The organism is Streptomyces sp. NPDC047117, from assembly GCF_040643545.1.
Taxonomy (GTDB): Bacteria; Actinomycetota; Actinomycetes; order Streptomycetales; family Streptomycetaceae; genus Streptomyces.
In genome coordinates, this window is record NZ_JBEYUN010000008.1 from 381,048 (window position 1) to 400,797 (window position 19,750).

A 19,750-nucleotide genomic window follows, 5' to 3' on the forward strand; every position below is an offset into this window, starting at 1 on the left:
ACGCCGGAGGGCCCCGTCCGATAGGGGTCTCCCCTGCTCCTTAAGAGCTTGGGGAACGGACGGGGCCCTCTGGGTGGCGTTCTCTGCTACGTGCTCGGGGTCACGGTGCGGGCACCGCTCCCCCGCGGAGATCAGTGGTGGCCGTGGCCGCTGGTGATCTCCTCGTACTCCTCCACCGTCGGCTTCGGAATGACGTTGTCCTCGCCGTAGTAGCTCTTGGAGAGCTTGGCGCGCAGCTTCTGCGAGCGCGGGATCTTGCGCTTGACACCGTTCTCGTCGACCTCGGGGCCGAGCTCGAGCGGCTTGGGCTGCTCGTGCGAGGTGAGGGCGTGCAGCTGCTCCTGGCCGAGCGGCTCGTGCACCTCGATGAACTCACCGTGCGGCAGACGCTTGATGATGCCGGACTCGCGTCCGTGCAGCACCTTGTCGCGGTCGCGCCGCTGCAGGCCCATGCAGATCCGCTTGGTCGCGATGAAGCCGAGCACCGGCCCGACGAAGAACGCGATCCGGACGAACCAGGTGATCGAGTTGATCGACAGGTGGAAGTGCGTGGCCCACAGGTCGTTACCGCCACCGATCAGCATGACGAAGTACGCGATCAGCCAGGCCACACCGAAGCCGGTGCGGGTCGGGGCGTTGCGCGGACGGTCCAGCAGGTGGTGCTCACGCTTGTCGCCGGTGACCCAGGACTCGATGAACGGGTAGACCGCGATGGCCGCCAGGACCAGCGGGAAGATGATGATCGGGATCAGCACACCGAAGTTGACGGTGTAGTGACCGGCGATGTCCCACTCCCAGCCGGGCATGACACGGACCAGACCCTCGGCGAAGCCCATGTACCAGTCGGGCTGGGCGCCGGTGGACACCTGGTCCGGGCGGTACGGGCCGATGGCCCACACCGGGTTGATGCTCGCGATCGCGGCGATCACCGAGATCACACCGAAGACCAGGAAGAAGAAGCCTCCGGCCTTGGCCATGTAGACCGGCAGCAGCGGCATGCCGACGACGTTCTTCTCCGTCTTGCCGGCACCCGGGAACTGGGTGTGCTTGTGGTAGAAGACCAGGATCAGGTGCGCCACCAGCAGGCCGAGCATGATGCCCGGCAGCAGCAGCACGTGCACCGAGAAGAACCGCGGAATGATGTCGTGGCCGGGGAACTCCCCGCCGAAGATGAACATCTGCAGGTACGAGCCGACCAGCGGCATCGCCAGGATGACACCCTCGATGAACCGGACACCGGTACCGGACAGCAGGTCGTCCGGGAGCGAGTAGCCGGTGAAGCCGGTGAACATGCCGAGCACCAGCAGCAGGAAGCCGAACAGCCAGTTGACCTCGCGCGGCTTGCGGAAGGCGCCGGTGAAGAACACCCGCATCATGTGGACCATCATGCCGGCGACGAACACCAGCGCGGCCCAGTGGTGGATCTGCCGGATCAGCAGACCGCCGCGGACGTCGAAGCTGATGTCCAGCGTCGACTCGAAGGCCTGCGTCATCCGGATGCCGTGCATGGGCACGTAGGAGCCGTGGTAGACGACCTCGGCCATGCTCGGGTGGAAGAACAGCGTCAGGTAGACGCCGGTCAGGATGATGATGATGAAGCTGTAGAGGCAGATCTCGCCCAGCATGAAGGACCAGTGGTCCGGGAAGATCTTCCGCATGTTGGACTTGGCGAGGCTGTAGATGCCCAGCCGGCCGTCCGCCCAGTCGGCGATCCGCTCACCCCGCGGCGCCTGGCCGCGACGCGCGTTGGTCGCGCTCGTTTCGTTACTCATCCGCGCTCCCAGAAGCTCGGGCCGACGGGCTCCGCGAAGTCGCTGACGGCTTCGAGGTAGCCGTCCTTCACCGTGATGTGCAGCTGCGGCAGGGCGTGGCCCGCCGGGCCGAAGATCACGCGGCCACCGTCGGAAAGGTCGAAGGTGGACTGGTGGCAGGGGCAGAGCACGTGGTGCGTCTGCTGCTCGTACAGGGAGATCGGGCAACCGACGTGGGTGCAGATCTTCGAGTACGCCACGATGCCCTCGTGCGACCACTCAAGTTCCTGCTTGTCCTTGATGTTCTGCGGCTGGATCCGCACGAGCATCAGGGCGTCCTTGGCAATCTTCTGGTTGAACTCGTGGTCGTCCTCCTCCAGGCCCTCGGGCTTGGCGAAGGTGAGCGAGCCGACCGCGATGTCCTCGGGACGCAGCGGGAGGTTGGTGGACTGGTTGACCAGGCGGATGCCCTTCTTCCAGCCCGTGGTGCGGAGCTTCTTCTCCGGCAGCGGACCGAGGTCGCGCAGCAGCACCACACCGGAGAGCGGCACCAGGGCCAGCGCACCGAACATGGTGTTGCGGATCAGCTTGCGGCGGCCCATGCCGGACTCCGCGGCGCCTTCCCGGAAGTCGGCCATGACCTTGGCCTTGACCTCGGGCTCGGCCTCGATCGGGTGCCGCTCCTGGGCGACCTCCACGTCGGACATCAGCGTGCGGGCCCAGTGGACCGCGCCGGCGCCGATGCAGAACAGCGCCACGCCGAGCGTCAGGCCCAGCGCGAAGTTCAGCGCGCTGATGTGGCCGAGCGGCCAGACGTAGATGATCTTGTCGATCGGGAAGATCACGTACGAGGCGATGAAGCCGATCGTCGCGAGCATGGACACCACGAAGAGCAGTGCCACGGCACGCTCGGAGCGCTTGGCCGCCCGCTCGTCGATGTCCTGGATGCGGTGCTCGTGGGGGGGCAGGCCCGGGTCGGCGAAGGGGTTGCTCTTCGTCGCCACGTCACCGTGAGCACCGTCGCGCTCACTGGGCAGGTTTTCTTCTGGCACGTCTGCGTGTCGTCCAGTCTCACTCATGACTTCTTGGCCTTCGCTGTCCGGGCTGCGACCCAGATGGCGACCGCGACCAGCGCGCCCAGGCCGAAGATGTAACCGAAGAGGCCCTCGCTGACCGGGCCGAGACCGCCGAGGTCCATGCCGCCGGGGCTCGCGGTCTTGTCGCCGTTGACCTCACCGAGGTACGCGACGATGTCCTTCTTGTTGGCCTTGGAGAGGCTGCCGTCGCCGAACGAAGGCATGTTCTGCGGGCCGGTCTCCATGGCCTCGTAGATGTGCTTCGGGTCGACCCCGTCCAGCGCCGGTGCGAACTTGCCGTTGGTCAGGGCGCCGCCCTTACCGGTGAAGTTGTGGCACTGGGCACAGTTCGTACGGAAGAGCTCACCGCCCTTGCCGATGTCGGCGCCGTCGGCGCTGTAGTCCTTCTTTTCCGGCACGGACGGACCGGCGCCGAGCGACGCGACGTACGCCGCCAGCTGGTCGATCTCGGCCTGGCTGTAGATGTTCTTCTTCCGCGGTACCTGGGCGCCCGGCTGCTGCGCCGGCATGCGGCCGGTGGCCACCTGGAAGTCGACGGCGGCAGCGCCCACGCCGACCAGGCTCGGGCCGTCGGAGGTGCCCTGACCGCCGGTGCCGTGGCAGCTGGCGCAGCCGACGGCGAAGAGCTTCTTGCCCTCCTTGATGGCAAGAGACTGGGCGGTGTCATCGGCCTGAGCCTTGTCCGCCGGCGCGAACGCGGCGTACAGCCCCCCAGTGACCGCCAGCGCGAAGAGTAGGACGACGAGCGCCGCCAGCGGATGGCGCCGTCGTGCGGAGAGCTTTTTCACGGATTACCCCGGTGTCAGGATCTTCTGCGTCGATGCTTCTGGACTGTGTCTGTCTGAACTGCGGGTCCGGTCGGGGACCGGACTGCCTACTTGATCAGGTAGATCGTGGCGAAGAGGCCGATCCAGACGACATCGACGAAGTGCCAGTAGTAGGACACGACGATGGCCGCGGTGGCCTGTTCGTGGGTGAACCTCTTGGCCGCGTACGTCCTGCCCAGGACCAGCAGGAAGGCGATCAGACCGCCTGTCACGTGCAGTCCGTGGAAGCCGGTGGTCAGGTAGAACACCGAGCCGTACGGGCCGGACGAGAGCGAGAGCCCCTCGTGCTTGACCAGCTCCGTGTACTCGTAGACCTGACCGCCGATGAAGATCGCACCCATGACGAAGGTGATCACGAACCAGGCCCGGAGCTTCTTGACGTCGCCACGCTCGGCCGCAAAAACACCGAGCTGGCACGTCAGAGAGCTGAGCACCAGGATCGTGGTGTTCGTCGCGGAGAACGGAAGATTCAGCGCATCGGCGGATTCCTTCCAATACTCGGCTCCGGTCACCGATCGGAGGGTGAAGTACATCGCGAAGAGGGCCGCGAAGAACATCAGCTCGGAACTCAGCCAGATGATGGTTCCGACGCTGGTGAGGTTCGGCCGATTGACCGACGGGTGCGCGTGCCCGGTTTCTACTGCTGTTGCTGTCGCCACGACCGACATTATGTCGGTCGCTTATCTTGCGCTCACTCCGGGGGGTGCCGTTCGGTGTGTCAAGGGGGTGTGCCCTGCCCGTACGGTCCAGTGGCGGGGTCCCCCGAAGGGGGGAAGCACACCTTCCGCACCCCCCTGACGCCCCCGCTCCGACCAGTCCTGACGGGTCGTCGGGCAGATCTTCGTCCGGTACGGACCCTCCTGCGCGGGGCCTTCCGGGCAGTAGCATCCGCTGAACGGGACCGGCCCCCGAGGTGCTCCCGTGAACGGTGCTCCCCCAAAAGCGTGGAGGAACGATGCAGGCGACTGCCACGGTGCTGGTCTACAGCGACGACTCGGGCACCCGCGAGCAGGTACGCCTCGCGGCCGGCCGGCGCCCCGCCGCCGATGTGCCGCAGGTGGAGATTGTGGAGTGCGCGACACTCCCGGCCGTCCTCGCGGCCCTGGAACAGGGCGGCATCGACGCCTGTGTCCTGGACGGCGAGACCGCGCCGGCCGGCGGCATGGGCGTGTGCCGGCAGATCAAGGACGAGATCTTCCACTGCCCGCCGGTGCTGCTGCTGATCGGCCGCCCCCAGGACTCCTGGCTGGCCACCTGGAGCCGGGCCGACGCCGCGGTGACCCATCCGATCGACCCGGTGGCGTTCGCCGACGCACTGGCGGGGCTGCTGCGCCGCCGGCTGCTCGCGGAGGCCTGAGCGACACCGGCCGCACGACGTACGGCGCCCCGTCCGGGCGGACAAGCCCGGACGGGGCGCTGTGTGCCTTTCTGCGGGCTTCTCAGACCTGCGGGCGCAGTCTGGCCGCGTCGGCGGGGCCCGCGGCCTTCTCGCCGCTGTCCGCGCCGCTCATACCGCCGCCGAGGGCGCTGCCGGCGCGCCACTTGTCCCAGGGCATGTTCCAGTCGCCGAACCCGTTGTCGAACGGGGTCATGGCGTCGCCCTTGCTGTGGACCACCTCGACGAGGTCGCCGACCCGTACGTGCTCGAAGAACCAGCGGGCGTCGGCGGTGGACATGCCGGTGCAGCCGTGGCTGACGTTGGCCGCGCCCTGCGACCCCACGGACCAGGGGGCCGCGTGCACGTACTCGCCGCTCCACGTCACGCGGGTGGCCCAGTGGACCGGCAGGTTGTAGGACTCCGAACTGCCGCGCGCGATGCCCACGGTGTTGCTGTTCATCCGGACGAAGGCCTCCTTGCCCAGCACGACCTTGATGCCGTTGCGGGTGTCGAAGCCGGGCTTGCCGGTGGTGACGGGCAGGGTCTTGATCACCTTGCCGTTGCGCCGGACGGTCATCCGGTGGGCAGTGGCGTCCGTGAGCGCCTCGACCCGGTCGCCCGTACGGAGCTTCACGGGCTTGCCCGGCCCGCCGTACAGCCCCTTGGCGATCTTCAGACCCTGGAGGTTGCTGTACGCCTCGACGGTGGCGTGCGCGGGCCAGTACGAACGCGGGCGGTAGTGCAGGGTCTTGTCGTCCGCCCAGTGCCAGGAACCCAGCACGCGCGGGCTGCTGTCGACCTTCAGGGCGCCTTCCACGAGCGCCCTGGCGCGCTTGCCGTGCACCGGCCGGCTGAGCTCGGCGGTGAGCGGCTGCCCGACGCCGTACGTGCCGCTGTCGGGCCCGAAGGTCACCCGCAGCCGCCGGTCGCCGTTGCCCTCGGTCTCCGTGTGCAGGACCTTGCGGCCCGGCTTGCCGTCGCTGTCCTCGGTGCTCACCCGCACGGTGTAGCGGGTGCCGGCGGCGAGCGGCACGGTGCTGCGCCAGCGGGTGCCGTCGGCGGTCAGGCGGCCGCGGATGTAGCGGCCGGCGGCGTCCGTGGCGGTGACATCGGTGATCCTCGCCTCGTCGCCCTTGGTGGTCACTTCCAGTGGCTTGTCCGGATCGGCCTTCTGCTCGCCCGCCGGGGCGTTGGCCGCGATCTGGCCGGCCGCGTCGTAGGGCTGGGCGGCGAGCGGATCCGACGACGCCCCGCCGCACCCGGTGACCCCCGCCGCCAGAGGCAGCAGCAGGAGGGCGGAGCTGAGCACCGTCCGGGATCGTGGCATGTGGCTCATAGCAACAAAATAGGAAAAACCTCCCCCGTACGGCGCGTTGGAGGAGGCCAAATGGGTCGGGCCCGGCCACTCCGTGGAGTGGCCGGGCCCGGCCCGTCGGTGCGGAACCGCGCTTACTGCGTGCGGTTCTCGCCCCGGTAGTACTCGAACACCCAGCCGAACAGGCCGACGAGGATGATCGGAGCGGAGAAGTACAGCAGCCACCAGCCGAAGACGACGCCCATGAAGGCGAACGCTCCGCCGATGCCCAGCGAGAGCGGCTGCCAGCTGTGCGGGCTGAAGAAGCCCACCTCGCCGGCGTCGTCCGCGACGTCCGCGTCCTTGCGGTCCTGCGCACCCGCGTCCACTCGCCGGGCCGTGAAGGCCAGGTAGTAGCCGATCATGATGCAGAGACCGAACGCCAGGAACAGCGCGGTGGTGCCCGCCGGCTCCTTCGACCAGACGCCGTAGACGATCGCCATGGCGAGGACGAAGACGGAGAGCCAGATGAACATCTTGCCCTGGATCTTCACTTGCCGGCCTCCTTCTTGCCGCCCATGAGCGCCGAGTCCTTCTGCTCGTCGTTCTCGAGCGCGTCGAGAGCGGCGATCTCAGGGTGGTGCAGGTCGAACGCCGGGGATTCCGAGCGGATGCGCGGCAGCGTGAGGAAGTTGTGCCGCGGCGGCGGGCAGGAGGTCGCCCACTCCAGCGAGCGGCCGTAGCCCCACGGGTCGTCGACCTCGATCTTCTTGCCGTACTTGGCCGTCTTCCACACGTTGTACATGAACGGCAGTATCGACAGGCCCAGCAGGAAGGAGCTGATCGTCGAGATCGTGTTCAGGGCGGTGAAGCCGTCGGCCGCCAGGTAGTCGGCGTAACGACGCGGCATGCCCTCGGCGCCCAGCCAGTGCTGGACCAGGAAGGTGCCGTGGAAGCCGATGAACAGCGTCCAGAACGTGATCTTGCCGAGCCGCTCGTCCAGCATCTTGCCGGTGAACTTCGGCCACCAGAAGTGGAAGCCGGCGAACATCGCGAAGACGACCGTACCGAAGACGACGTAGTGGAAGTGCGCCACGACGAAGTACGAGTCGGAGATGTGGAAGTCCAGCGGCGGCGAGGCCAGGATGACGCCGGTCAGACCACCGAAGGTGAAGGTGATCAGGAAGCCGACCGCCCAGAGCATCGGTGTCTCGAAGGACAGCGAGCCCTTCCACATCGTGCCGATCCAGTTGAAGAACTTCACACCGGTCGGAACCGCGATGAGGAACGTCATGAAGGAGAAGAACGGCAGGAGTACTCCGCCGGTGACGTACATGTGGTGCGCCCACACGGTCACCGAAAGGCCCGCGATCGAAATCGTCGCCGCGATCAGACCGATGTAACCGAACATCGGCTTCCGCGAGAAGACCGGAATGACCTCGGAAATGATGCCGAAGAACGGCAGCGCGATGATGTACACCTCTGGGTGTCCGAAGAACCAGAAGAGGTGCTGCCAGAGCAATGCGCCGCCATTGGCCGCATCGAATACATGCGCCCCAAACTTACGGTCCGCCTCCAGGGCGAACAGCGCGGCGGCCAGCACCGGGAAGGCCAGCAGGACCAGCACACCGGTCAGCAGGACGTTCCAGGTGAAGATCGGCATCCGGAACATCGTCATGCCGGGGGCACGCATGCAGATGATCGTGGTGATGAAGTTGACCGAGCCGAGGATCGTGCCGAAGCCGGAGAAGGCCAGACCCATGATCCACATGTCGGCGCCGACACCCGGCGAGCGGACCGCGTCCGACAGCGGGGAGTAGGCGAACCAGCCGAAGTCGGCCGCACCCTGCGGGGTGAGGAAGCCGGCCACCGCGATCAGCGAGCCGAAGAGGTACAGCCAGTACGCGAACATGTTCAGCCGCGGGAACGCCACGTCGGGCGCGCCGATCTGCAGCGGCATGATCCAGTTCGCGAACCCGGAGAACAGCGGCGTCGCGAACATCAGCAGCATGATCGTGCCGTGCATCGTGAACGCCTGGTTGAACTGCTCGTTCGACATGATCTGCGTGCCGGGACGGGCCAGTTCGGCGCGCATGAAGAGCGCCATCAGGCCGCCGATGCAGAAGAAGGCGAACGACGTCACCAGATAGAGCGTGCCGATCGTCTTGTGGTCGGTGGTCGTCAGCCACTTCACCACGACGTTGCCGGGTTGCTTCCTGCGTACGGGTGGTGCTGCCGAGGCCGATGCGGCGGCGGCACCCTGAGGTTCGTTGAGGATGCTCACTTGTTCTTCGTCTCCGCGTTCCTGGCGTGGTCGGTCTGCTCGATACCGGCCGGCAGGTAACCGTTCTGGCCCTTCTTCGCCAGGTCCTTCAGGTGCTCCTGGTACCGCTCGGGAGACACGACCTTGACGTTGAAGAGCATCCGGGAGTGGTCAACGCCGCAGAGCTCGGCGCACTTGCCCATGAAGGTGCCCTCCTTGTTCGGAGTCACCTCGAAGACATTGGTGTGACCCGGGATGACGTCCTGCTTCATCAGGAACGGCACCACCCAGAAGGAGTGGATGACATCACGCGAGGTCAGGATGAACTGGACGGTCTCACCCTTCGGCAGCCACAGCGTGGGGCCGGGGTTGCCGTTCTGCGGGTTCCGCTCGCCCGGCGTGCCCTGGTCGTAGACGCCCTCGGCACCCTGGGGCGCCGACTTCTTCCACTTGTCCGGGATCGCGGAGAGTTCCTTGGAGTCGATGTTCGTGGTCGACTTGTTGCCGTCCACGTTCTCGACGTAGTTGAACGCCCAGCTCCACTGGAAGCCCACCACGTTCACGACGTGGTCCGGCTTCTTGGAAGTCTTGAGGAGTTCGTTCTCATCACGCGCGGTGAAGTAGAAGAGCACCGCGATGATGATGAACGGGACGATGGTGTACAACGCCTCGATCGGCATGTTGTACCGGGTCTGTGCGGGGACCTCCACCTTGGTCCGGCTGCGGCGGTGGAAGATCCAGCTCCAGATGATCAGGCCCCACACCAGCACGCCCGTTGCGAGGGCGGCGGCCCAGGAGCCCTGCCAAAGGGAGAGGATCCGCGGCGCCTCGTCGGTGACGGGCGTTGGCATGCCGAGGCGGGGGAAGTCCTTGTATGTGCAACCGGTCGCGGTCAGCAGGACCAGGCCCGCAGCCAGCACCTGCGGCAGCTTCCGCCGCATCGGGCGCCGCGACGAGCGGTCGGAGCCGTTGGGACTCACGTAGCGCCTTCCCGAGAGTCTCGCCCGCGGACCGGCTGCGGCCGTCTCAGCTGGTCGGTCGCCGGCCCTGTCACGGGCAGGGGTTTGGATGTTTATGCGGACCAAACCCTACTGGACGCTATTTGGCGTCGCGCGGGGAGGGTGCCCAACGCGGCGCGTCACCCCCCGAAGGGGTGGCCCGGCCCCCTCACTGGCCCCCCGGAACAACCGGATTCCCCGCTTCTGCCCGGCATCTGACGCCGCGCCGCCGGGCCGGCCCGGCACTCCCCGGCCCGGCCGGGCGCACCGGAGGAGTCACCGCCCGAACGCGTTAGCGTTTCGACGTGTCCTACTTCGATGCCGCGTCCTCCGCTCCCCTGCACCCGGTCGCCCGCGAGGCGCTCCTCGCCGCGCTCGACGAGGGGTGGGCCGACCCGGCCCGGCTGTACCGGGAGGGGCGGCGCGCCCGGCTGCTGCTGGACGCCGCGCGCGAGGCCGCGGCGGAGGCGGTCGGCTGCCGCCCCGACGAGCTGGTCTTCACCCCGTCCGGCACCCGGTCCGTGCACACGGGTGTGGCGGGCGTGCTGGCCGGCCGTCGGCGTGTCGGCACCCGGCTGGTCCACTCCGCCGTCGAGCACTCCTCCGTACTGCACGCGGCGGAGACGCACGAGGCGGCCGGCGGCACCGTGGCCGTGGTGGGCTGCGACCGTACGGGCCGGGTGGCCGCCGAGGAGTTCGCCGCGGCGCTCACCCCGGACACCGCGCTGGCCGTCCTGCAGTCCGCCAACCACGAGGTCGGCACCGAACAGCCGGTGGCCGAGGCGGCCGAGGCGTGCCGCGCGGCAGGCGTGCCACTGCTGGTGGACGCCGCCCAGTCGCTCGCCTGGGGGGCGGTGGAGGGCCCCTGGTCGCTGCTGGCGGGCAGCGCGCACAAGTGGGGCGGCCCGGCCGGGGTCGGCCTGCTGGCGGTCCGTAAGGGCACCCGCTTCGCGCACCGGGGCCCGGCGGACGAGCGCGAGTCGGGCCGGGCGCCCGGCTTCGAGAACATCCCGGCGGTGGTGGCGGCGGCCGCTTCGCTGCGTGCCGTGCGCGGGGAGGCACTGACCGAGGCGGCGCGGCTGCGCGGCCTGGTGGACCGGATCCGCTCCCGGGTGCCGGAGCTGGTGCCGGACGTGGCGGTGGTCGGCGATCCGGTACGGCGGCTGCCGCACCTGGTGACCTTCTCCTGCCTCTACGTCGACGGCGAGACGCTGCTGCACGCGCTGGACCGGGCGGGCTTCTCCGTCTCCTCCGGCTCCTCCTGCACCTCCAGCACGCTGACGCCCAGCCACGTCCTGAAGGCGATGGGCGTGCTCTCCGAGGGCAACGTACGGGTGTCGCTGCCGGCCGGGACCGACGAAGCCGAGGTGGATCGCTTCCTGGCAGTGCTGCCGGAGGCGGTGGCCGGGGTGCGGGAGCAGCTGGGCGCGCCCGCCGCGCGGCCCGCGCGGGCCCCGGAGGGCGTCTCCGGCGACGTGGTCGTGGACGCGCTCGGCGCGCGCTGCCCGGTGCCGGTGATCGAGCTGGCGAAGGCGGTCGCCGGAGTGGCCGTCGGCACGACGGTGACCGTGCTGTCCGACGACGAGGTGGCGGCGCTGGACATCCCCGCGTGGTGCTGGACGCAGGGCCAGGAGTACCTGGGGGAAGCCGCCGAGTCCCCGGAGCGCGGCGCCGCGTACGTGGTGCGGCGCCGCGTCTAGTCCGTGCCGGGGCTCAGTCCAGGTACTGCTGGATCTCGGCGGCGGCCTCGTGGCCGTACGCCTTGGTGAAGCGGTCCAGGAAGTGGCTGCGGCGCAGCTCGTACTCCTGGGTGCCGACCGTCTCGATGACGAGGGTGGCCAGCATGCAGCCGACCTGCGCGGCGCGCTCCAGGGAGACGCCCCAGGCCAGGCCGGAGAGGAAGCCGGCGCGGAAGGCGTCGCCGACGCCGGTCGGGTCGGCCTTGGCCTTCTCCTCGGGGACGCCGACCTCGATGGCCGGCTCGCCCTCGCGCTCGATACGGACCCCGCTGGCACCGAGGGTGGTGACACGGGTGCCGACCTTGCCGAGGATCTCCTCGGCGGTCCAGCCGGTCTTGGACTCGATGAGGCCCTTCTCGTACTCGTTGGAGAAGAGGTAGGCCGCGCCGTCCATGAGGGTGCGGATGTCGTCGCCGTCCATCCGCGCGATCTGCTGGGAGAAGTCGGCGGCGAAGGGGATCGAGCGGGTACGGCACTCCTCGGTGTGCCGGATCATCGCCTCGGGGTCGTCCGCGCCGATCAGGACGAGGTCCAGGCCGCCCACGCGCTCGGCGACGTGCTGGAGCTCGATCAGCCGGGCCTCGCTCATCGCGCCGGTGTAGAAGGAGCCGATCTGGTTGTGGTCGGCGTCGGTGGTGCACACGAAGCGGGCGGTGTGCAGCACCTCGGAGATCCGTACGGAGGCGGTGTCGACGCCGTGCCGGTCCAGCCAGGCGCGGTACTCGCTGAAGTCGTTGCCGGCGGCGCCGACCAGGATCGGCGCGGTGCCGAGCTGGCCCATGCCGAAGCAGATGTTCGCGGCGACGCCACCGCGCCGCACGTCGAGCTGGTCGACGAGGAAGGAGAGGGAGACCGTGTGGAGCTGGTCGGCGACCAGCTGGTCGGCGAAGCGTCCGGGGAAGGTCATCAGATGGTCGGTGGCGATGGAGCCGGTGACTGCGATACGCACGGCGATTCGCTCCTGCGGGGAGGCGTGGGGCGGTGACGGACGTGACCCAACGCTACCCGTTCGGGACGACCCTTCCGACCTGGCGAAACTACCCGATAGTAGGTCTTCTTTCGCGGTGTGAAGGGTGCGTACGGTGCGCATATGACCCCACATGTGAAGCCTGTCACAACAGATCGCTCCACCGGCCGTCACCCGGACGGGGCCGCGCACGACTCGATGGAGCAACTGCTCGGCGACTGCGCCCGCATGGCGCCGCACTGGCGGGTCGACGGCCATTTCGCCGCGCCGCCGCGTCCGGTCGCCGAGCTCCGGGGGATCACGGTGCCCGCCACCTCTGCGAAACTGCTGGACGGGATGTCCGAGTACGGCGACTGAGTACGGCGAGCCACTCCTCCACCGCTCTTCCACGGGCCTTCAGCGGCCCGTTCGGGCCGCGGGCGGAACCGTCCGCGGCCCGGCTCCGTCCAATCGGCGTCCCCCTCACGGAGGATGGCGCATCAGTTGTTCAGCGGAGCCGAAGGAGCGATGCGGTGAGCACCGAGGACACTCCCCCTGCCACCGGCAGCGGGAAGAATTCCACCGACACCCCCACCACCCCGGGGCGGCGCGGGCGCAGCCCGCTGGTGGTCGCCTCGATGGCCGCCGCCGTGCTGTTGGCCGGCGGTGGCGCGGCGTACTGGGCATCGGGCGCTTCCGGCCAGGACGGCGAGGGCAGCGCCGGCGCGGCGGCCGATCCGCCGCCCCTGGCCCTGGAGGGCTACGGCCAGTCGCACAGCGGGAACAGCGGCAACAGCGGCATCGCGCCGGGTGAGCCGAACCCGCAGGGCGCGGGGTACCGCGCGGTCGGCGAGCTGCCGGACGGCCCGGCCGACGCACCCGTGTACCGTCCGCAGGGCCCGGTCGGCAAGGCCGCGGTGGCCAAACTGGCCAAGGCGCTGGACGTCTCGGGCCGGATCCGCTCCGAGGGCGGCACCTGGAAGGTCGGCGGCCAGGACAAGGACTCCCGCGGGCCCGTGCTCCAGGTCGCCAAGGCCGGCACCGGCTCGTGGACGTTCGCGCAGTACGGCACCCCGGGCGGGGTCAACTGCGCGCTGCCCGCCGCACCCAAGGGCGAGGCGGCGGACGCGAAGACCGGCCACTCCTCCGACGGGCCCGGCTGCCCCTCGTACCGCGGCCGGGAGGCCAGCACGGAGGACGACGGCAGCGGCAAGGGCGCCGTGTCGCAGAACGAGGCGAAGCAGGCGGTGCAGCCGGTGCTCGCGGCGCTGGGGCAGCAGGACGCGAAGCTGGACGCCGGCGGGCTGTCCGGCGCGGTGCGGATCGTCTCCGCGAACCCGACGTTCGGCGGCCTGCCCACGTACGGCTGGCAGAGCGACCTCCAGGTCGGCTCGGACGGCCGGGTCGTGGGCGGCAGCGGCCAGCTCGCGCGGCCGGTCAAGGGCGACACCTACCCGGTGCTGAGCGCGGGGAAGACGCTCGACCATCTGAACGGCGGGGCCGGCTCCGCCGAGGGCAAGGGCAAGGAGAAGTGCGCGACGCCGCTGCCGAACAAGGGCGAGAAGGACGAGAAGGCCGACGGCAAGGGCGACAAGGGTGTCGCGCCGTGCGAGCCGGCGCCCGGGAAGCCCTCGCCCGCCGAGGTGACCGGCGCCCGGTTCGGCCTGTCGGTGCAGTTCGTGAACGGCAGCCAGGCGCTCGTGCCGTCGTGGATGTACGAGGTGCGGCAGCCCGGCTCGCCCGGCGGCAAGGACGCCGGCACGACGGTCGCGCACCCGGCGGTCGACCCGAAGTTCGTGGTGGACCGGAACGCCGGTGACGCCGCCACCCAGCGGCCCGCGCAGCCGCCGCAGGGCGGCAAGGAGGGCCAGAAGGGTGCGCAGAGCCTGGAGTCGTACGCGGTCTCCAAGGACGGCAAGAAGCTGACGCTGCGCTTCTGGGGCGGCGTGTGCAGCAACTACTCGGCCAGCGCCGATCAGTCGGGCACGGCCGTGACCGCGCAGGTCACCGGCAAGGAGAAGAAGCCGGGCGGGGTCTGCGTGAAGATCGCCAAGCAGTTCAGCAAGACGGTGACGCTGGACTCCCCGCTGGACGGCCGGGAGGTCATCGACGCCTCCAGCGGTGAGACGGTGCCGCAGAAGTGACGGCGGGCCGCCGCGAGCCGGAGGTCCGAGGGCGGCCATGACGAAGGCGGCGTTCCCCGCGGGGAACGCCGCCTTCGTCGTATGTCTCCGTGTGCCGGAGCCGGCCGGCTCAGCTGAAGGAGTCGCCGCAGGCGCAGGAGCCGGTGGCGTTGGGGTTGTCGATCGTGAAGCCCTGCTTCTCGATGGTGTCGACGAAGTCGATGGAGGCACCACCCAGGTACGGGGCGCTCATCCGGTCGGTGACGACCTTCACGCCGCCGAAGTCCTTCACGACGTCGCCGTCGAGCGAGCGCTCGTCGAAGAAGAGCTGGTAGCGCAGGCCGGAGCAGCCACCGGGCTGAACGGCCACCCGCAGCGCGAGGTCGTCCCGGCCTTCCTGCTCCAGCAGGGTCTTGACCTTCGACGCGGCTGCGTCGGACAGGATGATGCCGTCGCTGACGGTGGTCTCGTCCTGAACGCTCATCTACATCTCTCCCGGGTTGTACGGACCCCTTGCCCTCGGCAGTAACCGACGGGGCCCCGGATTCATTCCGGGCGGGCTCGAAGTTCTGGGGAATTTTCCGCCCCTCTTCATGCTCGCACACACCGCCGCGAAGGTCAGCGACTGACGGGGTACGGCCGACCGGGTGATGCGTCACATCGACACAATGCCCATCGTCAAACTGACGTGAAGCGGCTATGATAGATAGCGTCATTTCGACGAGAAGTAACCCGGTGCCAAGCACCGGCTCCACTGGAGCGGCCCTGCCGCACTGATCGATTACGAAGAGAGGGTGCGTGTCGTGACCACCGCCCAGTCCCGTCAGGACCTCGACGTGCAGCCCACGCCGCTCGCGCTGCTCCTTCTCGGCCGGGAGGCCGACCCGAAGAGCGAGCGGGGCGTGGAGTGCCCGGGCGACCTGCCCGCGCCCTCCGACCCCGACCTCGTGGAGCGGGCCCGCGCGGCCAAGGAGAAGCTCGGGGACAAGGTCTTCGTGCTCGGCCACCACTACCAGCGCGACGAGGTCATCCAGTTCGCGGACGTCACCGGCGACTCCTTCAAGCTGGCGCGGGACGCGGCCGCGCGGCCGGACGCCGAGTACATCGTCTTCTGCGGCGTGCACTTCATGGCCGAGTCCGCCGACATCCTGACCACCGACGACCAGAAGGTCGTCCTGCCCGACCTGGCCGCCGGCTGCTCGATGGCCGACATGGCCACCGCCGAGCAGGTCGCGGAGTGCTGGGACGTGCTGACCGACGCCGGCGTCGCCGAGCAGGTCGTGCCCGTCTCGTACATGAACTCCTCGGCGGACATCAAGGCCTTCACCGGCAAGCACGGCGGCACGATCTGCACGTCGTCCAACGCGAAGCGGGCCCTGGAGTGGGCCTTCGAGCAGGGTGAGAAGGTGCTCTTCCTGCCCGACCAGCACCTGGGCCGCAACACCGCGGTGCGCGACATGGGCATGACACTGGACGACTGCGTGGTCTACAACCCGCACAAGCCGAACGGCGGCCTCACCGCCGAGCAGCTGCGCGCCGCGAAGATGATCCTGTGGCGCGGGCACTGCTCGGTGCACGGCCGCTTCTCGCTGGAGTCGGTCGAGGACGTCCGGGCGCGCATTCCGGACGTGAACGTGCTGGTGCACCCGGAGTGCAAGCACGAGGTCGTGGCCGCGGCCGACTACGTGGGCTCCACGGAGCTCATCATCAAGACCCTGGAGGCGGCACCCGCCGGGTCGAAGTGGGCCATCGGCACCGAGCTGAACCTGGTCCGCCGCCTGGCCAATCGTTTCGCTGCCGAGGACAAGGAGATCGTCTTCCTCGACAAGACGGTCTGCTTCTGCTCCACGATGAACCGCATCGACCTCCCGCACCTGGTCTGGGCCCTGGAGTCCCTGGCCGACGGCAAGGTCGTCAACCGGATCGAGGTGGACAAGGAGACGGAGGACTTCGCCAAGCTCGCCCTTGAGCGGATGTTGGCGCTCCCGTAGCCGTCACACACGTGGGGCCCGTACCGGACTTCGGTACGGGCCCCACGTGCTGTGCGGATCAGACGCCGGCGGGCTCCGGCGTACGGTCCTCCTCCGGTGCGGCGGAGTCGGCCCGCTTCGCGGCCTTCTTCGCGGCTCGCTTCTCCTTGCGGAGCTCGATGATCGCGTAGAGCGTCGGGACGAGCAGCAGAGTCAGCAGGGTGGAGGTGATCAGGCCGCCGATCACGACGACCGCCAGCGGCTGGGAGATGAACCCGCCGTCACCGGTGACCGAGAGGGCCATCGGCAGCAGGGCCATGATCGTGGCGAGGGCCGTCATCAGGATGGGCCGCAGCCGGTGGCGGCCGCCCTCGACGACCGCCTCGACCACGCCGTACCCCTGTGCCCGGTACTGGTTGATCAGGTCGATCAGCACGATCGCGTTGGTGACGACGATGCCGATGAGCATCAGCATGCCGATCATCGCCGGGACGCCCAGCGGGGTGCCCGTGGCGACCAGCAGGCCGATCGCGCCGGTCGCCGCGAACGGGATCGACACCAGCAGGATCAGCGGCTGGATCAGCGACCGGAAGGTCGCCACCAGCAGCATGAAGACGATCGCGATGGCCGCCAGCATGGCCAGGGCGAGCGAGGAGAACGCCTCGTCCTGGTCGGCCGAGACGCCGCCGATCTCGGCGGTCGCGCCCTTGGGCAGGTCCAGGTCCTTCAGCTCGGACGTCAGCTGCGTGGTGACCGCGCCGGTGTTGTCACCGGTCGGCTTGGCCGTGATGGTGGCGGACCGGGCGCCGTCGATGCGGGTCATCTGCACCGGACCCGCCACCGTCTTCACCTCGGCGATGTCGCCGAGCCGCACCATGCCCGACGGGCCGGGCAGCGTCAGCTTCTTCAGCTGCGCCTCGGTGGTGGCCGGGTGCGCCGACTTCACCACGACGTCCCGCTCCGCGTCGTCCAGCAGCGCCTTGCCGCTGGTGGTGCCGCGCACCGCCTGGGCGACGGCCTGGCCGAGGGTGGCCTGGGTGTAACCGGCGGCCGCGGCCTTGTCGTTCGCGGTGACGGAGATCCGGGGCACGCTCTGCGCCAGGTCGCTGGTGACGTCGGTGACGTCGTCCAGGCCGGCGACCTTCTTCCGTACCTGCTCGGCCGCGTCCTTCAGCACGTCCCCGTCGGCGGCCTTCACGACCACGCTCAGGTCCTGGTTGCCGAAGGCCTGGCCGGCCGAGACGGTGGTGTCGCCGATGTCCTTGCCGAGCTTCTTCAGCCCGTCCCGGATGTCCGCGACGACCCGGTCGGAGTCGTCGGCGTTCGCCAGCTTGACCTGGTACGACGCCTGGTTGGCATGGGCGCCGCCGCCGAAGGCCGCCATCATGCCCGACGAGCCGACGGTGACCTGGTAGTCCTGCACGCCGTCGGTGTCCGCGAGCAGCTTCTCGACCCGCTTCGCCTGCTTGTCGGCGGCGCCGAGGCTGGTGCCGGGCTCCAACTCCTGCTGGAGGGAGAGGGTGTCCTGCTTGCCCTGGTCGAAGAAGTTGGTCTTCAGCAGCGGGCCCATGCCGAAGGTGCCGATGAGGATGGCCGCGGCGATGACGAGGCTGGTGGCCCGGCGCCGGGTCGCGAAGCGCAGCACCGGTACGTACAGCCGCTGCAGGGCGCTGCGGCTCTCCTTCTCCTCGGCGGCCTTGCGCAGCGCCTCCGGGTCGCCGCCCTCGACGGCCTTCGGGGCGCGCAGGAACCAGTACGAGAGGACCGGTACGACGGTGAGGGAGACCAGCAGCGAGGCCAGCAGGGCCACGGTGACGGTGATCGAGAAGTCGCCGAAGAGGGCGCCCACCATGCCGCCGACCACGCCGATCGGCAGGAAGACCGCGACGGTGGTGAGGGTGGAGGAGGTGATCGCGCCGGACACCTCGCGGACGCCGGTGAGGATGGCGTGCTTGCGCTCCTCGCCGTAGCCCAGGTGCCGCTTGATGTTCTCCAGGACGACGATGGAGTCGTCCACGACCCGGCCGATGGCGATGGTCAGCGCGCCCAGGGTCAGCATGTTCAGCGACAGGTCGCGGGTCCACAGCACGATCAGCGTGATGACGACGGACAGCGGGATGGACACCGCGGTCACCAGCGTCGAGCGCAGGCTGAGCAGGAAGACCAGGATCACGATCACGGCCATGACCAGGCCGAGCAGGCCCTCGGTGGTGAGGGACTCGATGGACTTGGAGACCTGCGGGCCCTGGTCGGAGACGACCGTGACGTCCGCGTCCTTGCCGAGGTCCGCGCGGATCTGCGGGAGCTTGTCCTTGACCGCGTCGGAGATGGCGACGGCGCTGCCGTCCTGGTCCATGGTGATCTGGACCGCGAGGCTGGGCTTTCCGTTGGTGCGGGTGAGCGAGGTCGGGGTGGCCGACTCCTGCTTCACGGTGGCGATGTCGCCGACCCGTACGGGCGCGCCGGCCCCGGCCTTGCCCGCCGCGGCACCGGCCGCCGCCGGGGAGACGGTGAGGTCCTTGATCTGCTGGAGCGAGGTCCAGCCGCTGCCGACCTGAACGGTGCGGCTCTTGCCGTCCTCGGCGAAGGAGCCGGCCGGTACGGAGGCGCCGCCCGCCTCCAGGGCCTGGCCGAGCGCCGCCGGGGTGAGCCCGGCCTTGGCGAGCTTCGCGTCGTCGGGGGTGACCGCGACGACGCGGTCGCGGACGCCGTTGACGCTGACCTGGCCGACGCCGTCGATGTCCTTCAGGGCCGGGACGACGCTGCGGTCCAGGCGGTCGGCGAGGGCCTGCTGGTCCTGCCCGGAGGAGGCGACGGCCAGCACGGCGGTCGGCAGGTCGTCGGTGCCGCCGGCCACGACCTGCGGGTCGACGTCGTCGGGCAGCGTGGCACGGGCCCGGTTGACGGCCTGCTGGACGTCGGCGACCAGCGTCTTGGAGTCGTTGCCGTAGTCGAACTCGGCCATGACCACGGCCGAGCCCTCACTGGCCGTCGAGGTCACGCCCGTGATGCCGTCGACCGCCTGGATGCCGTCCTCCAGCGGTTCGACGACCTGCTTCTCGACGACGTCGGGCGAGGCGCCCTGGTACGGCGCCACGACGGACACCATGGGCAGCTCGATGGAGGGCAGCAACTGCTGCTTCAGCTGTGGGATCGCGATGGCCCCGAAGACGATCGCGACGATCGACATCAGTGCTATCAGGCCCCGTTGTGCGAGGCTGAGTCGGGACAGCCTGAACATGGGTGGGGTCTCTCTCTTTTGTTCTGAACGCTTCCGGCAACGGCCCATGGCGGGCCCGCTTACACCATCCGGCACGCGCGGCGCTGTTTCCCTAGCACCCAGGTCCATTTCCGGGGCCGGGGC

16 protein-coding genes are annotated in these 19,750 nt (G+C 69.3%); 5 read left to right on the forward strand and 11 right to left on the reverse strand.

Going from position 1 to position 19,750, the window contains the following annotated elements; all coding sequences use genetic code 11:
• Positions 1 to 131: 131 nt before the first annotated feature.
• From ABZ840_RS18470 to ABZ840_RS18485, 4 genes are all read right to left on the reverse strand, one after another.
• Positions 132 to 1,772: a cytochrome bc complex cytochrome b subunit gene (locus ABZ840_RS18470; protein WP_361560823.1), complete on the reverse strand. Its 1,641-nt coding sequence runs from the start codon at positions 1,770 to 1,772 to the stop codon at positions 132 to 134.
• Positions 1,769 to 2,830 (reverse strand): Rieske 2Fe-2S domain-containing protein, encoded by a 1,062-nt coding sequence (locus ABZ840_RS18475; protein WP_361560825.1) that lies wholly within the window; start codon positions 2,828 to 2,830, stop codon positions 1,769 to 1,771. Before ABZ840_RS18475 ends, ABZ840_RS18470 begins: the two co-directional genes overlap by 4 nt.
• Entirely contained in the window at positions 2,827 to 3,636 is an 810-nt protein-coding gene (locus ABZ840_RS18480) for a c-type cytochrome (RefSeq protein WP_361560827.1), read from the reverse strand. Before ABZ840_RS18480 ends, ABZ840_RS18475 begins: the two co-directional genes overlap by 4 nt.
• An 86-nt stretch (positions 3,637 to 3,722) precedes the next feature.
• Positions 3,723 to 4,343 carry a heme-copper oxidase subunit III gene (locus ABZ840_RS18485; protein ID WP_361560829.1) on the reverse strand — a complete coding sequence of 207 codons (621 nt, stop codon included), beginning with the start codon at positions 4,341 to 4,343 and terminating at the stop codon, positions 3,723 to 3,725.
• Between the two features lie 287 nt (positions 4,344 to 4,630).
• Between ABZ840_RS18485 and ABZ840_RS18490 the strand changes: the two genes are divergently transcribed.
• Positions 4,631 to 5,032, forward strand: coding sequence for a hypothetical protein (locus ABZ840_RS18490; RefSeq protein ID WP_361560831.1), 402 nt, complete (start codon positions 4,631 to 4,633; stop codon positions 5,030 to 5,032).
• 82 nt (positions 5,033 to 5,114) lie between these two features.
• On the opposite strand, the gene ABZ840_RS18495 is transcribed toward ABZ840_RS18490, so the two are convergent.
• The 4 genes from ABZ840_RS18495 to coxB form a co-directional block, all read right to left on the reverse strand.
• Positions 5,115 to 6,389 carry an Ig-like domain-containing protein gene (locus tag ABZ840_RS18495; protein ID WP_361560833.1) on the reverse strand — a complete coding sequence of 425 codons (1,275 nt, stop codon included), beginning with the start codon at positions 6,387 to 6,389 and terminating at the stop codon, positions 5,115 to 5,117.
• Positions 6,390 to 6,502: 113 nt separating this feature from the next.
• The gene (locus tag ABZ840_RS18500; RefSeq protein ID WP_361560835.1) at positions 6,503 to 6,901 is read right to left on the reverse strand and encodes a cytochrome c oxidase subunit 4; all 399 of its coding nucleotides are present in this window, start codon (positions 6,899 to 6,901) and stop codon (positions 6,503 to 6,505) included.
• Positions 6,898 to 8,631 carry a cytochrome c oxidase subunit I gene (gene ctaD / locus ABZ840_RS18505; RefSeq protein WP_361560837.1) on the reverse strand — a complete coding sequence of 578 codons (1,734 nt, stop codon included), beginning with the start codon at positions 8,629 to 8,631 and terminating at the stop codon, positions 6,898 to 6,900. Before ctaD ends, ABZ840_RS18500 begins: the two co-directional genes overlap by 4 nt.
• Positions 8,628 to 9,590: a cytochrome c oxidase subunit II gene (gene coxB, locus ABZ840_RS18510; protein ID WP_361560839.1), complete on the reverse strand. Its 963-nt coding sequence runs from the start codon at positions 9,588 to 9,590 to the stop codon at positions 8,628 to 8,630. The genes ctaD and coxB overlap by 4 nt, the downstream gene beginning before the upstream one ends.
• A gap of 323 nt (positions 9,591 to 9,913) precedes the next feature.
• Between coxB and ABZ840_RS18515 the strand changes: the two genes are divergently transcribed.
• The gene (locus ABZ840_RS18515) at positions 9,914 to 11,308 is read left to right on the forward strand and encodes an aminotransferase class V-fold PLP-dependent enzyme (protein WP_361560841.1); all 1,395 of its coding nucleotides are present in this window, start codon (positions 9,914 to 9,916) and stop codon (positions 11,306 to 11,308) included.
• A 13-nt stretch (positions 11,309 to 11,321) separates the two neighbouring features.
• Here ABZ840_RS18515 and ABZ840_RS18520 read toward each other — a convergent pair whose 3' ends face one another.
• Positions 11,322 to 12,296, reverse strand: a complete 975-nt coding sequence (locus tag ABZ840_RS18520; RefSeq protein ID WP_361560843.1) for a carbohydrate kinase family protein — start codon at positions 12,294 to 12,296, stop codon at positions 11,322 to 11,324.
• Positions 12,297 to 12,437: 141 nt separating this feature from the next.
• Between ABZ840_RS18520 and ABZ840_RS18525 the strand changes: the two genes are divergently transcribed.
• Both ABZ840_RS18525 and ABZ840_RS18530 read left to right on the forward strand, forming a co-directional pair.
• Entirely contained in the window at positions 12,438 to 12,671 is a 234-nt protein-coding gene (locus tag ABZ840_RS18525) for a hypothetical protein (protein ID WP_361560845.1), read from the forward strand.
• 155 nt (positions 12,672 to 12,826) lie between these two features.
• On the forward strand, positions 12,827 to 14,437 hold the full coding sequence (locus ABZ840_RS18530) for a hypothetical protein (protein WP_361560847.1): 1,611 nt from the start codon (positions 12,827 to 12,829) through the stop codon (positions 14,435 to 14,437).
• Between the two features lie 109 nt (positions 14,438 to 14,546).
• Here ABZ840_RS18530 and ABZ840_RS18535 read toward each other — a convergent pair whose 3' ends face one another.
• Positions 14,547 to 14,900, reverse strand: coding sequence for an iron-sulfur cluster assembly accessory protein (locus ABZ840_RS18535; protein WP_361560848.1), 354 nt, complete (start codon positions 14,898 to 14,900; stop codon positions 14,547 to 14,549).
• A 310-nt stretch (positions 14,901 to 15,210) separates the two neighbouring features.
• On the opposite strand from ABZ840_RS18535, the gene nadA reads away from it, so the two are divergent.
• Positions 15,211 to 16,407 (forward strand): quinolinate synthase NadA, encoded by a 1,197-nt coding sequence (gene nadA / locus ABZ840_RS18540; RefSeq protein ID WP_361560850.1) that lies wholly within the window; start codon positions 15,211 to 15,213, stop codon positions 16,405 to 16,407.
• Between the two features lie 58 nt (positions 16,408 to 16,465).
• Here nadA and ABZ840_RS18545 read toward each other — a convergent pair whose 3' ends face one another.
• Positions 16,466 to 19,627, reverse strand: a complete 3,162-nt coding sequence (locus ABZ840_RS18545) for an efflux RND transporter permease subunit (protein ID WP_361560852.1) — start codon at positions 19,625 to 19,627, stop codon at positions 16,466 to 16,468.
• Positions 19,628 to 19,750: the final 123 nt, after the last annotated feature.

What these genes read in the sequence shown, in the direction of transcription:
- ABZ840_RS18470 (WP_361560823.1), bottom strand. Translation starts at nt 1,772, where the DNA reads ATGAGTAACGAAACGAGCGCGACCAACGCGCGTCGCGGCCAGGCGCCG.
- ABZ840_RS18475 (WP_361560825.1), bottom strand. Translation starts at nt 2,830, where the DNA reads ATGAGTGAGACTGGACGACACGCAGACGTGCCAGAAGAAAACCTGCCC.
- ABZ840_RS18485 (WP_361560829.1), bottom strand. Translation starts at nt 4,343, where the DNA reads ATGTCGGTCGTGGCGACAGCAACAGCAGTAGAAACCGGGCACGCGCAC.
- ABZ840_RS18490 (WP_361560831.1), top strand. Translation starts at nt 4,631, where the DNA reads ATGCAGGCGACTGCCACGGTGCTGGTCTACAGCGACGACTCGGGCACC.
- ABZ840_RS18495 (WP_361560833.1), bottom strand. Translation starts at nt 6,389, where the DNA reads ATGAGCCACATGCCACGATCCCGGACGGTGCTCAGCTCCGCCCTCCTG.
- ABZ840_RS18525 (WP_361560845.1), top strand. Translation starts at nt 12,438, where the DNA reads ATGACCCCACATGTGAAGCCTGTCACAACAGATCGCTCCACCGGCCGT.
- ABZ840_RS18535 (WP_361560848.1), bottom strand. Translation starts at nt 14,900, where the DNA reads ATGAGCGTTCAGGACGAGACCACCGTCAGCGACGGCATCATCCTGTCC.
- ABZ840_RS18545 (WP_361560852.1), bottom strand. Translation starts at nt 19,627, where the DNA reads ATGTTCAGGCTGTCCCGACTCAGCCTCGCACAACGGGGCCTGATAGCA.